Source organism: Streptomyces sp. CB02056 (assembly GCF_001905545.1).
GTDB lineage: Bacteria > Actinomycetota > Actinomycetes > Streptomycetales > Streptomycetaceae > Kitasatospora.
The window spans coordinates 157,654-171,535 of the sequence record NZ_LIPD01000007.1 but is presented as its reverse complement, the minus strand read 5'-3'; the positions used below and the strand labels follow the sequence as shown (position 1 = coordinate 171,535).

Annotated in this window: 9 protein-coding genes; 1 reads left to right on the top strand and 8 read right to left on the bottom strand. The window is 76.7% G+C overall.

The genetic code is table 11. From position 1 onward, the window contains the following. Positions 1–63: 63 nt before the first annotated feature. From AMK13_RS19750 to AMK13_RS43580, 3 genes are all read right to left on the bottom strand, one after another. Positions 64–1,305, bottom strand: coding sequence for a 3-deoxy-7-phosphoheptulonate synthase (locus AMK13_RS19750; RefSeq protein ID WP_079272305.1), 1,242 nt, complete (start codon positions 1,303–1,305; stop codon positions 64–66). Then, the gene (locus AMK13_RS19745) at positions 1,302–4,175 is read right to left on the bottom strand and encodes a helix-turn-helix transcriptional regulator (RefSeq protein WP_074003439.1); all 2,874 of its coding nucleotides are present in this window, start codon (positions 4,173–4,175) and stop codon (positions 1,302–1,304) included. Before AMK13_RS19745 ends, AMK13_RS19750 begins: the two co-directional genes overlap by 4 nt. A gap of 551 nt (positions 4,176–4,726) precedes the next feature. Further along, on the bottom strand, positions 4,727–5,230 hold the full coding sequence (locus AMK13_RS43580) for a hypothetical protein (protein ID WP_158077728.1): 504 nt from the start codon (positions 5,228–5,230) through the stop codon (positions 4,727–4,729). Between the two features lie 12 nt (positions 5,231–5,242). Here AMK13_RS43580 and AMK13_RS19740 point away from each other — a divergent pair, with 12 nt between their 5' ends. Continuing rightward, positions 5,243–7,951 carry a BTAD domain-containing putative transcriptional regulator gene (locus AMK13_RS19740; protein ID WP_158077727.1) on the top strand — a complete coding sequence of 903 codons (2,709 nt, stop codon included), beginning with the start codon at positions 5,243–5,245 and terminating at the stop codon, positions 7,949–7,951. Here AMK13_RS19740 and AMK13_RS19735 read toward each other — a convergent pair. Genes AMK13_RS19735 through AMK13_RS19715 form a run of 5 tightly spaced genes read right to left on the bottom strand, consistent with a single transcriptional unit; the run spans position 7,941 to position 13,881 of the window. Next, on the bottom strand, positions 7,941–8,978 hold the full coding sequence (locus AMK13_RS19735) for an LLM class flavin-dependent oxidoreductase (RefSeq protein WP_074003437.1): 1,038 nt from the start codon (positions 8,976–8,978) through the stop codon (positions 7,941–7,943). The two genes, AMK13_RS19740 and AMK13_RS19735, sit on opposite strands and share 11 nt — an antisense overlap. A gap of 25 nt (positions 8,979–9,003) precedes the next feature. Beyond that, positions 9,004–10,194, bottom strand: coding sequence for an acyl-CoA dehydrogenase family protein (locus tag AMK13_RS19730; protein ID WP_074003436.1), 1,191 nt, complete (start codon positions 10,192–10,194; stop codon positions 9,004–9,006). Then, positions 10,191–12,068, bottom strand: coding sequence for a dipeptide ABC transporter ATP-binding protein (locus AMK13_RS19725; RefSeq protein ID WP_079272303.1), 1,878 nt, complete (start codon positions 12,066–12,068; stop codon positions 10,191–10,193). The genes AMK13_RS19730 and AMK13_RS19725 overlap by 4 nt, the downstream gene beginning before the upstream one ends. Further along, positions 12,065–12,922, bottom strand: a complete 858-nt coding sequence (locus AMK13_RS19720) for an ABC transporter permease (protein WP_074003434.1) — start codon at positions 12,920–12,922, stop codon at positions 12,065–12,067. Before AMK13_RS19720 ends, AMK13_RS19725 begins: the two co-directional genes overlap by 4 nt. Next, positions 12,919–13,881, bottom strand: a complete 963-nt coding sequence (locus AMK13_RS19715; RefSeq protein ID WP_241852957.1) for an ABC transporter permease — start codon at positions 13,879–13,881, stop codon at positions 12,919–12,921. Before AMK13_RS19715 ends, AMK13_RS19720 begins: the two co-directional genes overlap by 4 nt. Between the last annotated feature and the right edge of the window lies 1 nt (position 13,882).

The following is a 13,882-nucleotide window of genomic DNA, read 5'->3' as shown; positions in this document are numbered from 1 at the left end:
CGTGCTGACGGCCCGCTCCCCCTCCGCGTGGAGGAGCGGGCCGTCGGTCCGGGTGGGCGGTCCTCAGACCGCCACGGGCGCCCGCCGGGCGGAGTGCTCCAGCAGGATCTCCGCCACCACGCGCGCCAGGTCGAGGCTCTGGCGCCCGTTCAGCCGCGGGTCGCAGCCGGTCAGGTAGCGCTCGGGGAGCTGCTCCTCGCGCAGGTCCTCGCGACCGCCGAGGCACTCGGTCACGTCGTCGCCGGTCAGTTCCAGGTGCAGGCCGCCGGGGTGGCTGCCTATCGCCCGGTGCACGGCGAAGTACCCGCTCACCTCGGCGGCGATCCGGTCGAAGCGGCGGGTCTTCAGCCCGCCGGCCGCCGTCTCGGTGTTGCCGTGCATCGGGTCGCAGAGCCAGACCACCGGGTGTCCCGCGTCCGCCACCGCCTCCACCAGCGGCGGCAGCACGTCGGACACCCGGTCCGCGCCCATCCGGCTGATCAGCGTCAGCCGGCCGGGGACGCGGTCCGGGTCCAGCGCCTCGGCGTAGGCGACGGCCTGCTCCGGGGTGGTGGACGGGCCCAGCTTGAGGCCCAGCGGGTTGGCGATCCGGCGGGCCAGGGCGACGTGCGCGCCGTCGAGTTCGCGGGTCCGCTCGCCGATCCACAGGAAGTGGCCGGACAGCGCGTACCCGTCGCGCACCAGCGGCACCTCGTAGTCGAGCAGCAGGGCCTCGTGACCGGCGAACAGTTCGGTGCGGGTCGCGTCGGCCACCGAGTCCAGCACGTCGAGCGCGGCGCCGGCGCCGTCGTACGCGATGAGCATCCGCCGCGGGTCCGGTGTGCGGGCCTCGGCCGTCGCCGCGAGGCCGTTGACGATGTCGCCCCGGTAGGAGGGCAGCCCGTCCGGGCCCGTCGGGCTGGAGCGCGGCTTGGCGTACTGCCCGGCGACGCGTCCGACCGGCACCACCGGCAGGCCGGAGGCGACCTCGAACAGGGTCGCGCAGTGCAGCAGGGTGTGCAGGTTGGCGCGCACGTGCTCGGGGGTGTTGCCGGCGAAGGTCTCGGCGCAGTCCCCGCCCTGGACGACCAGGGCCCGGCCGAGCGCGGCCTCGGCCAGGCGCTCCCGGAGCCGGTCCACGGCGGCGGGCTCCACCAGGGGCGGCAGGGCGCCGAGCGCGGCGCGCACCTCGCGCACCCGTTCCTGATCGGGCCACTGCGGTTGCTGGCCGGCGGTCAGGCCCGCCAGGGCCCGGGCGAGGTCGGGCCCGGTGCCGTCGTGCACCGTCAGGCTGGTGGCGGTCGGCGTGGTCATCGGCGTCGTCATCCCGTCTTCCTCAGGTTGGCCCACAGATCGGCGGGCAGGTCCTTGCGTCGGCGTACCCCGAGCTTGCGGTAGACCCGGGTGAGGTGCTGTTCCACGGTGCTCGCCGTGACGTACAGGCGTCCGGCGATCTCGCGGTTGGTGTAGCCGAGTACGGCGAGCGAGGCGACCCGCCGCTCGGACTCGGTGAGCGCGTCGACCCCGCCCGGCTCCCGTGCGTCGGCGGCCGGGCCGCTCTCGCCGAGGTCCGCCGAGACCGACAGCAGCTCCTGGACGAGCGGCTGCAGGGCGCACATGTTCGCCACGTGCAGGGCCTGGCGCAGCAGCAGCCGGGCCCGGCGCCTGTTGCCGGAGCCCTGGTGCACCCGGCTCAGGTCGGTGAGCACCCGCACCTGCTCGTAGCGGTCGCCGGAGGCCTCGGTGAGGTCGACGGCCTCGGTGAGCAGGGGGCCGCGCCGCCCGGCCGGCCCGGCCGCGGCGAGCAGCCGCAGCGCCGGGCCGCGGTTGTGCGGCAGGTCGGCGTCGGCCCGGCTGAGCTGTTCGTGGATCAGCCGCCAGGCGCGGTCCCGGTTGTCCAGCCGCAGCCAGGCGTCGGCGGCCTGGGTGCGCCAGGGCACCACCCCGGCGCCGTCCAGGCCCCAGGTGCGCAGCAGTTCGCCGCAGGACAGGAAGTCGGCGAGTGCCGCGTGGCCGTGCCGGGTCGCCTGGTAGTGCTCGCCGCGGGCGAACAGGTAGTGCAGCCCGTACAGGCTCTGGAACATGGCCTCACCGACGGCGTGGGTGAGGTGCTTGGCGGCCGAGCGGTGCTCGCCGGCGCGGCTCTCGGCGATGACCAGCGTGCCCAGCGGCAGGCCCACCGCGATGCCCCAGGAGGTGGGGCTGAGGTGGGTCAGCGCGGCCCGGCTGTGCTCGGCCGCCGTGGTCGGCTCGCCGAGCCGCAGGGCCGCCTCGGCGTGCGCCGCCGAGTACAGGGCCGTCGCGGTCGGGGCCTCGCGGCGCGCGGCGGTGCCGAGCAGCCGTTGGCTCCAGACCGCCGCGGTGTCGGCGCGCCCGGCCTGGAGCAGCACCCGCAGCGCGAGCAGCGCGGCCTCCTCGGCCCACGCGGTGCGGCCGTGCAGGTGGGCGTCGTGCAGCACCTGCTGGGCGTGGTCGACGGTCTCCGTGGCCCGTCCCCGGGTGAGCGCCCCGGCGAGCGCGGCGGCGGCCCGCAGCTGCGGGTCGACGTCCGGGGCGACCGTGTGCCGCAGGTCGGCGGGCAGCACCGGGACGCGGCGGCCCCGGGCCAGGCCCGGGTGGGTGTAGGCGAGCCAGGTCTCGACGTCGCGCAGCGCGCCCGTCTCGGCGGGGGAGGCCGGTCCGGCCGGTCCGGTCCGGGCGCGCAGCAGGTCCAGGACGGCCAGCGCCTCCTCGCCGCGGCCGTGCCACAGCAGGTACCGGACGAGGACGAGCGCCTCGGCGAGCCCGAGGTGCCCGGCCCGGACCGCGGCGGTGAGCGGCACCAGGTGCCGGGCCGCCGCCGAGGGGTTGAGCTGCCACTCGGCCTGCGCCAGCCGGTGCCGGAGCACCGCCCGGTCGTTCTCCTCGGCGGCCTCCTTGTGGGCCAGGCTCAGGCAGGCGACGGCGGTGCGGTGACGGTGGTCGAGCAGGGCGTGCTCGGCCGCCTCGGTCAGCGCGGCGACCGCCCACGGCGCGGGCGCCCGCCCGGCCTCGACCAGGTGCTGGGCCACCTCGGCGGCGGGGCTGCCCGTCTCGTGGGCCAACTGGGCGGCCCGCAGCCGCAGTTCGGTGCGCTCGTGCGGGGCGAGGTCCTCCAGGACGGCGGCGCGGGCGGCCGCGGTGCGCAGCCGTCCCTCGCCGTCCAGCAGTCCGGCGGCGGTGAGCGTGGCGCGGGTCCGGGCGACCGCGTCGGCGCTCTCCCGCTCGCCGAGCAGCCGGGCCACGTCCTCGGCCGGGGCCTCCTCGCCGAGCACGGCCTGGGCCTGGACGACCCGCAGCACGCCGGGGCCGGCCCGGTGGAGGCAGCTCAGCAGGGCCGGGCCGTAGCGCGGTTCGGGCTCGTCGGCGCGGTCGAGGTGCTCCTCGACGAGGGCGTGCAGCAGCAGCGGGTTGCCGCCGGCCACGTCCACCAGGCCGGGGCCGCGGTGACGGGCGTCCTCCTCGCCCAGGCCCTCGGTGACCAGGCGCAGCGCGCCGGCCCGGGACAGCGGGGCCAGTGCGAGGCGGTGCGCGTGCGGGTGGCGCAGCAGTTCGGCGTGCAGCCGGCGCCGCGCGGGCCACGGGGTGCTGCCGTCGGTGAGGACCAGCAGCACCCGGCTCTGCGGCAGGTGGCGGACGAGGTGGCGCAGGAAGTGCAGGGACGCCTCGTCGGCGTGGCCGATGTCCTCGACGCAGAGCAGCACCGGGGTGTCGGCGGCGGCCGCGAGCAGGGCGGTGGTCAGGTCGCGGCAGGCGCGCAGCAGCGCCGGCGACGGTGGGCCGGCCGGGTCGCCGACCGCGCCGGTGCCGTTGAGGGTGCTGTCGTTGAGAGCGCTGCCGTTGAGGGCGGTGCCGCCGGCACTCCCGGCCGGCTCGGCGAGGACGGCCGGGTCGGCCAGCGCGGCCAGCCGCTCGGCGTGCTCGGCGGGCCAGCCGGGGGAGTGGGCGATCCGGTCGGCGATCCCGAAGGGCAGGTCCCGCTCCTGGGCGGAACAGCCCGCGCCCACGACCAGGACTCCGCGCTCGGCGGCCCGGGCGGTGAACACCCGCAGCAGCTCGCTCTTGCCGCTGCCGAGGGGTCCGTCGACCAGTGCCACCCGGCCCGCGCGGCCGAGACATTCGGCGAGCAGGTGGTCGAGTCTGTCGATGTGCGCGTCACGTTCCAGCAGGGAAGGCACCGGGTACCCCCGACCTCGTCTCTTGTAGGCGTCCGGCCGCCGGTCCCCGGCGGCTCCCCGAGGCGGTGGCGACGGCCGCCCGCTCCCGGTCGAACCCATCATGGGGACATCCCGCCCATCGCCCGGGAACTGATCGCTCATGGGCGGGCCACTGCCGCCGGGGCGGCCGGGTGGGCAGGGCTGGTCCAGGGTCCTGACGATCTTTCATCGTCCCTGCTCAGGGGCGTGGAGGAGGCCGAGTGGGCGGCTGGAGGCATGGCGGAGGCCGGCCTCGATGCCGGTGCGGCGGTGGTCGCGGAGGGCGTTGATCGCGAGGTCGCGCGGGGTCGCCGTGCTCCCGGGCCCGTGGCCGGTGCTGATCTCGGGGGCGTCCTGGCGGAAGGCGGTGTCGCGGACGGAGCGGAGCCAGGGTCTCGACCATGCGGATCACGCGGTCCACGGGGATCACGCGGACCACGGGGATCCACCGGTGACGCCGGCCGGTCCACCGGGCCGGCGCCGTTACGACGCCCCCGTGGCCCGCACGCCTGCCCGGTCACCGCGACGTCGAATCAGCCCGGCCGGGCGGCGGCGAATTTGCCTCGGTGAATACCGGCAGGGGGGTCGCCATCGATAGCGTAGATCGAAGTCGACGTGCGGTCAACGGAAGACCCCGGATCGATCTGATGTACCATCGGGCACATTCTCCGGAATGGCTTTCTCCGGAATCGCAGGGAATCAAGGGGGTAGGGGTGCGATTCAACGTTCTGGGGCCGCTTGAAGTGCTCTCCGACGGCACCGACGTGCCCATTCGCGGCCTGCAGCAGAGGGCCCTGCTCGGTGTTCTGCTGCTCCGCGCGAATAGCGTGGTGGGTATCAACGAGATAGTCGCCGCACTCTGGGGCGATGACCGTCCGTCCACGGCGCGGAAAATGGTGCAGAACTCGGTGGCCGGGCTGCGCCGCGCATTCCAGGCGGTCGGGGAGCCGGCGGACGGGAAACCCGCGCTGAATACCACTGTGCCCGGATACGTGCTCAGAATCGAGCCTGAACAGCTCGATCTCACGGAATTTCATGAGCTTGTCACATTGGGCCGGGCCCGACTGGCGGCCGGCGACTGGACGCGGGCCTCGGAACTGCTGCGCCGCGCCCTCGGCCTGTGGCGCGGTCCGGTGCTCGCCGACGTGAGCGACGCCGGGCTCACCTGGCCCGAGCTGGCCGCCCTCCAGGGCACCCGGCTCGCCGTCCACGAGGACTGCATCCAGGCCGAGTTGGCGATGGGGCGGGACCGCGAGCTGATCGGCGAACTGGAGTCCATGCTGGAGGCCGAGCCGACCCGGGAACGCCTGGTCGCCCAGCTGATGGTCGTCCTCTACAACTGCGGGCGCCAGTCCGAGGCGCTGGACCGCTACCGGCGCACCCGGGACCTGCTCGCCGACCGCTTCGGCCTGGAGCCCGGCCGCGACCTGCGACGCCTCCAGCGCGCGATCCTCAGCCACGACCCGGCCCTGGCGCTGCGGCTCACCACCGCCCCGGGCGGCGCGGCGGACTTCCCGCCCCCGGCCGGACCCCGCCCTGCGGCCGCAGCCGCCCCGCAGCCGCCGCGCCCCCGGCCGGCCCCCACCCCGCCCGCGCGCGCCGACGACCGCGCCGACGGCAGCCGCGCCGACGACAGTGGCGCCGGCCGCGCCGGGACCGCCGCCGCCCCGGCCGCCGAGCACGCCTTCCGCGCGTCCTGGGAACGGGTCGAGCGGCGCGCGGCCAGCGTCGTCATGGTCCGCGCCCAGTGGACGGCCGACGGCGGCGCCCTCGCCCCCGAGCGGGTCGACCACGCCGTCAAGGAGCTGACCGCCGACATCCGGCGCGAGATGGCGCCCTTCGGCGGACACGTGCGCCGCGCCTTCGGCTCGGTGTGGCTGGTCGTCTTCGGCGTCCCCCGGGCCCACGAGGACGACGCCGAGCGGGCCCTGCGCGCCGCCCTCGCCCTGCACCGCCACTTCGAGGCGCCCGGACCGGCCACCCCCGGGGCCACCGCGGCCGGACCGGTGCCCGGCAGCGGGGCCGCCGCCACCCGGCCGGTCACCCACCTCGTGGTCGGCACCGGCGAGGTGGTGGTCACCTACGACGACAGCGCGCCCGAGCCGGTGGAGGTCACCGGCGAGGTCCTGGACGCCTGCCACCACCTGCTGCTGCAGGTCCCCCGCGGGGAACTGTGGGCCGCCGACGCCACCGTCGAGACCGGCGGCGCCGACCTCGGCTTCGCCCCGGTCCCCGGTGTCCCCGGCGTCCACCGCCCCGCGCCCGCCCGCCCCGAGGGCCGCGGGCCGTCCGGGCACCCCGCCGAACCGCCGTTCCTGGAGCGCACCCACGAGCTGAACCTGCTGCGCGGCGCCTACCAGGACAGCGTCCGGCGCCAACTGCCGTACCTGGTCACGGTGCTGGGCGAGCCCGGCATCGGCAAGACCCGGCTGATCGGGGAGTTCGCCGCCGCGCTGCGCGACGGCGCCGGACCGCCGGCGCCCCGGGTGCTCCACGCGGGCACCCCCGCCTTCGACGCCCACACCCCCTACGAGCCGCTGGCCGGCCTGGTCCGCGCCTACACGGGCATCCGCGCCGGCGCGCCGGCGGCCGTCGTCCTGCCCGCACTGACCAACGTCGTGCGCGGGCTCCTCCCGCACGCCGACACCGGACCGATCGTCACCGCGCTCGCCGCCTGCCTCGGCCTGCCCGCCCCGGCCGCCTCCGCCGAGGGGCCGGACGGCGGCGCCGTCCCACGGGAGGAAGTCCTCGGCGCGCTGCGGCAGTTCCTGGAGGAGGCGGCCGCCGAGCGCCCGCTGGTGGTCGTCCTGGACGACCTCCACCGCGCCGCCGACTTCGTCCGCTCCTTCGTCGAGGACCTCACCGTCCGGCTCGGCCCGGTCGCCCTGCTGCTGATCGTCGGCGCCCGTTCCGAACTGCTGCACACCAGGCCCTCCTGGGGGTGCGCCAAGCGCCGCTCGGTCCTGCTGCACGTGGCACCGCTGTCCACCGCGGCCACCGCCACCGTGATCGGCGCCGCCTCCGGCCGCCGCCACCCGACGCCCGCCGACGACCGCCGCGCGGCCCTCGCCGACGGCAACCCGCTGTTCGCCCAGGCCTACGCGCGGGCGGCGGACGCCGGCGCCGACCACCCGCCGGCCGTCCTCGCCGTCGCCGCCGCCCAGCTCGACGGCCTCGACCGCACCACCCGCTCGGTGCTGCGCGACGCCGCCGTCGTCGGCGGCACGCTGTGGCGCGGCGCGGTCGAGGCCGTCAGCCAGCGCGACCCCGAGGAGGTCGGCCGCAGCCTGGAGCTCCTGGAGTCGCGCGAACTGCTGCGCCGGGTGCGCCGCAGCGGCGTCCCCGGAGACGTCGAGTACGCCTTCCGGTACGCCGTCAGCCGCGATGTCGCGCTCGCCCAGCTGCCCGGCCGCGTCCTGGTCGAACGCCACCTGCGGGCGGCCGACTGGGCCGCCCTGCTGGACGTGCCCCGCCCCGGGCTGCTGGCCTTCCACCACGACCGCGCCATCGCGCTCGCCGAGGCGGACGGCACCCCGGTGGAGGCGATGGAGCGCCGTGCCTGGGAAGCCCTGGTCGGGGCGTCCGCCCGGGCCGCCGCCGCGGGCGACGACGCGCTCGCGGTCAGCTGTCTCGACCACGCCCTGGACCGCTGCCCGCCCGGGGAGCCCGAGCGGGTCTGGCTGGTCACCCACCACCGCCGCATCCGCGACAGCCTCGGCGCCCGCGTCCATCGCCGCCGCCCGGCCGTTACCGGCTGACCCCGGCGGGGACGGGCAGCGCCGGGGCGAGGTCCCGCACGCGTTCCAGCGAGCGGATCTTCTCCTCGACGTCGGTGACGTTGTTGGTCACCATCAGCTCGTCCGCGCCGGTGCGCTCCAGCAGGTCCGTCAGCGCCCGGCGGACCTCCTCGGCGTCGCCGACCGCCTGGGTGCTGAGCAGTGCGTCGGCGGAGGCCCGCTCGGCCTCCGTCCACGGGTACGCCGCCGCCTCCTCGACGGTGGGCAGCGGCGCGATCGGCGAGGCGCCGTTCAGCCGCAGCACCGGGAACAGCGCCGGCGCCGTCAGCCGGCGCGCGTGCTCCGTGGTCTCCCCGCACACCGTGTAGGCGGTGACGATCGCGTGCGGCCGCTCGGCCCGGGCCGAGGGCCGGAAGCTCTGCCGGTACGCCCGCAGCGCCTCCTCGGTGCCGCGCGAGTTGAAGAAGTGGTGGGCGAACGCGTACGGCAGCCCGCGCCGGCCCGCGTCCACGGCGCTGCGCACACTGGCGCCCAGCAGCCACGGCCGCGGAGGCCGCGGCGGCTCCGGCAGGGCCTCCAGCCGCTGGTAGACGTGCCCGTCCGGGAAGCCGCCGTCGACGAAGGCGAGCAGCTCCTCCAGCGCCGCCGGGAAGTCCTCGTCGGGCGCCCGGCGCAGCGCGTGGGAGAGCAGCGGGTCCGCGCCCGAGCGGCCGATGCCCAGGTCCACCCGGCCGGGGAACAGCGCGGCCAGCGTCCGGAAGGACTCCGCGACGGCGTACGGCGGGTGATTGGGCAGGATCACCCCGCCCGCGCCGATCCGGATCCGGCTGGTCCGCTCGCCGAGCGCGGCCAGCAGGACGGCCGGCACGGAGCCGGCGATCCCGCGCGAGTTGTGGTGCTCGGCCACCCAGAACCGGGTGTAGCCCAGCTCGTCGGCGGCCGCCACCAGCCGGCGGGTGCCGACCAGGGTCTCGGCGGGGCTGCCGGCGGAGTCGATGGACGATATGTCGAGGACGGACAGCGGGACGGTCGGGGAACTGCTGGTCATGCGGGGGTGCTCCTTACTCGGGGTGTCACGCGTACCAGGTGGGGCGGGGGACTTCGCCGTGCAGGAGGTGGCGCCCCACCACGCGGGCGCGCCCCGGGTCGTCCTCGTGCACCCGTCGCGCCCGGGTGTCCCGCCAGTAGCGGTCCAGCCCGGCCGCGGCCTCGGCGCCGCCGGGGCAGGCCGCCCCGAGCACGCCGGCGGTGACCGCGTCGGCGGCCGCGCCGGCCTGCGCGGCCAGCGCCGCGACCCGGACGGCGTGCCGGCCGCGCTCCTCCTCGGTCACCGTGCGGCGCCGGGCGTGCAGGGCGTCCGCCTCGGCGCCGACGGCGTCGGCGAACGCCTCCACCGCCCACAGCGCGGAGGCCAGGGCGCCGTAGTGCCGGGCCGCGTCCGCGGCGGCGGCCTCGGTCAGCGGCGCCTGCGACCACTGCTCGCGGGCGTGCCGGGCGGCGGCGTCCAGCGCGCCCCGGGCCGCACCGATCAGCGCGTTGGCCTGGGCGAGCTGGAAGGCCGGGGTGAGGAAGGTGTTGTAGACCCGGGGCACGAAGGTCTTGTCGACGTGGCCGAGCGCCCCGGTCCACGGGATGTTCGCGCCGTCGGCGACCACCGTCCCGGCGGCCAGCGACCGCAGCCCGAACTCCTCGGCTCCGGGCTCGAAGGACAGCCCCAGGTGGTCGCTCATCGCGAGCGCGCTGATCGGGGTGTCGCCGTCCTCCAGGAAGCCCTCCAGGATGGTGATGTCCGACACCGGGTGGCCCAGGACGCGCTCCAGCCGCCCGTGGAACAGCATCTCGCGGCCGGTGTCCTGGATCACCAGGGGCGCCGAGCGGGGCTTCGAGGACCCGCTGTAGAACCACCGGGCCCGGGCCGACACCTCGGCGATGTGCTGGATCTTCTCGTCGGTGCCGATGAACTCGGCGATCGACACCCACACGTAGTGGTGGGCCAGCAGCTCGCCGACCGAGGCGTCGGCCGCCGCGACGGTGCGCACCACCCGGAACGCGGTGGACCAGTCCTGGCCGGCCCCGCCGTACTCGACCGGCCCCAGCAGGGTCACCAGGCCGGACTCCTTCAGCAGCCGGATCTCCCGCACCGGCGGGGTGCCCTCGCGGTCGCGCCGGGCGGCGCCGGGCGCCAGCAGCGCCGCGACCTCCTCGGCCCGCCGCAGCCACGCCTCGGCGGCCTCGGGGACGGCGTCCGTCGTCGTGTCAGTCATGTCTCCCACTTCGTGACGTGCTCGCCGTCCTGCCCGGCGACGTGTTCGGTGTCCTGCTCGGTGTTCCGCTCCGGGGCCTGCTGCGGGTCCTGCCGGGGGTCGTCGCGGCCGGTGACGTCGGCGCCGTGCGCCCCGCCCGAGCCGTCCGTACTGCCCGTACTGCCCGTACTGCCCGCGCCGTCCGCACCGTCCGAGCCGGGCAGCCGCAGGACGGCGTCCAGCAGGGCCCGGGTGTACGGGTGGGCGGGGGCCTCGAAGATCCGCTCGGTCTCGCCCTCCTCGACGACCGACCCGCCGCGCATGATCAGCACCCGGTCGGCGACCTGCCGCACCACGGCCAGGTCGTGGGTGATGAACAGCAGGGCGATGCCCCGCTCGCGCCGCAGCCGGTCCAGCAGCTCCAGCACCTGCGCCTGCACCGAGACGTCCAGCGCCGAGACCGGCTCGTCGCAGACCAGCACCTGCGGACGGCCCGCCAGCGCCCGGGCGATGGCCACCCGCTGGCGCTGACCGCCGGACAGCTGGTGCGGCCGGCGGGAGAGCAGCTCGGCCGGCAGGCCGACCTGGTCGAGGAGTTCCGCGCACCGCCGGGCCCGCTCGGCGCGCCGCAGTCCCGGCAGCGCCTCGCCGATGATCCGCGCCACGGTGAACCGGGGGTCCGCCGAGGCGTACGGGTCCTGCTGGACGAACTGGATCGCCGAGCGCGAGGCCCGGCGCCGCCGCTCCGGCAGCGCCGACCAGGGCCGCCCGTGCAGCAGCACCTCCCCGGCGTCGGGACGGGACAGACCCATCGCGACCCGCGCCAGCGTGGTCTTGCCCGAGCCGGACTCGCCGACCACGCCCAGCGCCTCGCCCGCCCGCAGGGTGAACCCGACCTCGTCGAGGGCCCTCGGCCCGCCCGGGGCGAAGGACTTGACCAGCCCGCGCCCGGTCAGCACCGGGGCCGCCTCCTCGGCGTCCGGTGCCTCGGTGTCCGGTGCCCCGGTGTCCGGTGCCTCGGCCGGTGCCGGGGCCTGGGCGGGACGGGCCGGCGGGCGGCCCGAGGGCACCGCGTCCAGCAGCATCCGGGTGTACGGGTGCTCCGGGGCGGACAGCACCCGGCCGGTCGGCCCGCTCTCCACCACCTCGCCCCGCCGCAGCACCAGCACCCGGTCCGCCAACTGCGCCACCACCGCCAGGTCGTGACTGACCAGCAGCAGTCCCCGGCCCTCGGCCTTGAGCCGGCCGAGCAGCGCCAGGATCTGCGCCTGGACGATCGCGTCCAGTGCCGTGGTCGGCTCGTCGGCGATCAGCAGCGGGGCGTCGGCGGCCAGCGCGGAGGCGATCAGCGCGCGCTGGCGCAGCCCGCCGGAGAGCTGATGCGGGTACTGGGTGCGCCGGGCCTCCGGCTCCGGCACGCCCACCGCCGTGAGCAGTTCCACCACCCGGGCGCCGACGTCCGGGCCGGCGGTGCCGCCGAGGCGGGCCGCCTCGGCGATCTCGGCGCCGACGGTGCGCAGCGGGTCCAGCGCGGTCAGCGCGTCCTGGAAGACCACGGCGACCCGCCGGCCGCGCACCGCGCGCCACTGCCGTTCGCCGAAGCCGGCGGTGTCCGCCCCGGCGACCTCCAGGGTCCGGGCGGAGACCCGGGCCCTGGCGCCGGCCAGCCCGATGAGGGAACGCGAGGTGACGGACTTGCCCGAGCCGGACTCGCCGACCAGCGCCACGCACTCCCCGGGGCCGATGGCCAGTGACACCCCGTCCACGGCGGGCCGCGGCGCGCCGGGGAACGACACCCGCAGCCCCTCCACCCGCACGAGCGGGCCCGGCACCGGCGCACCGGTGTCCCCGGCCGTCGCCTCCGCACCGGTCGCTTCCGTTGTCGTCGTCGTCATCGCACCGCCCTCAGCTGCAGCGAACGGCCGATCAGCGTGGTGCAGACCACCACGACCGAGACGGCCAGGCCGGGTGAGATCGAGATCCACCAGGCCGTCTGGAGGAAGTCCTTGCCGTCGGCGACCATCGAGCCCCAGTCCGCCTCCGGCGGGACGGGGCCCAGGCCGAGCAGGCTGAGTCCGGAGCCCGAGATGATGGCCGAGCCCAGCCCGATGGAGGCCAGCACCACCAGCGGGCCGCCGACGTTCGGCAGCACGTGCCGCAGCACCGACCGCCAGGCCGGCACCCCCAGCACCCGCGCCGCCTCCACGTACTCCGAGCGCAGCACCAGTCGTGCCTGGCCGCGCACCAGCCGGGCGTAGTGGGGCACCCCGGCGATGCCGATGGCGATCGCCACGTTGACCGTGCCGCCGCCCAGAACCGCCACCACCACCAGCGCGAGCAGCAGTTCGGGGAAGCCCAGCAGCACGTCCACCAGCCGCATCAGGACGAAGTCGACGCGCCGTCCGCCGCAGCCGGCGACCAGGCCGAGCAGCGCGCCGCCGCCCACCCCGATCAGCGTCGCGCCGACGGCGATCAGCAGCGACAGCCGGGTGCCGTGCACCAGCCGCGACCAGACGTCCCGGCCGAGTTGGTCGGTGCCCAGCCAGTGCTCGGCACCGGGCGGGCGCAGCGCCGCCGCGACGTCCGTCGCCGCGGGGGAGTGGGTGGCGAACACCCCGGGGAAGGCCAGGACGAGCGCCACCACGGCCAGCAGGACCAGCGGCGCCAGGCGGGCGGGCGAGCGCAGCAGCGCGCCCCGGCGGGCGGCGGCCCCGGCCGGCCGGTCGAGGAGGGCGGTCACGGTGCTCATGCCGCTCCTCCCTCGCGCAGCCGGGGGTCGATCAGCGGGTGGAGCACGTCCACCAGGGTGTTGATGACCACGAACGCCGCGCTGGAGATGACCACCAGGGCGCTGACCACCGGCAGGTCGCGCGAGCCGACCGCGTTGGCCAGCACCCGGCCCAGGCCGGGCCGGGTGAAGATGTTCTCCACCAGCACCGCGCCGCCGAACAGGCTGCCCAGCACGAAGCCGGCCAGCGTGGTCAGCGGCAGCAGCGCGTGCCGCAGGGTGTGCCGCAGCAGCACCGCCGTCGCGCCCAGGCCGCGCGAGCGCGCGGTCAGCACGAACGGGCGGCCGTCGGCGCTCTCCAGCTCCTGGCGGATCACCTGGGCGAGCACCCCGGCCAGCGGCAGTGCCAGCGCCAGTGTCGGCAGCACCAGGGCCGCCGGCCCGTCCGCCCCGATCGAGGGCAGCGCGTGCAGCCGGTAGGAGAACACCGTCAGCAGGATGATGCCCAGCCAGAACGACGGCATCGACACCATCAGCAGCTCGGCGACACCGGCGGCGGCGCGCACCGCCCGGCCCCGGCCGGCCGTCAGGGTGGCCGCCAGCACCGCCAGCACCAGCGCGGTGACCAGCGCGGACACCGCCAGCTCGACGGTCGGGCCGAGCTGGCTGCCGAGCAGCCGCTCGATCGGCTCGTTGAGCTGGTACGACCAGCCGAGGCCGCCGCTCGCCAACCGGGCGAGCTGGCGGCCGTACTGGACGAGCAGCGGGTCGTTCAGGCCGTTCTCGGCGATCACCTGGTCACGCAGGGCCGGGGTGCCGGCGGCGCCCGGCCCGATCAGTCCGTCCACGATGTCGCCGGGGGCGAGGTGGAGGGCGAAGAACGTCACCGTGAGCGTCCCCCACACCACCACCAGCCCCGCCGCGAGCCGCCGGGCGACGAACCTGGCCCAGGGCGGCACGTGCCGGGCACTGTTCGACACC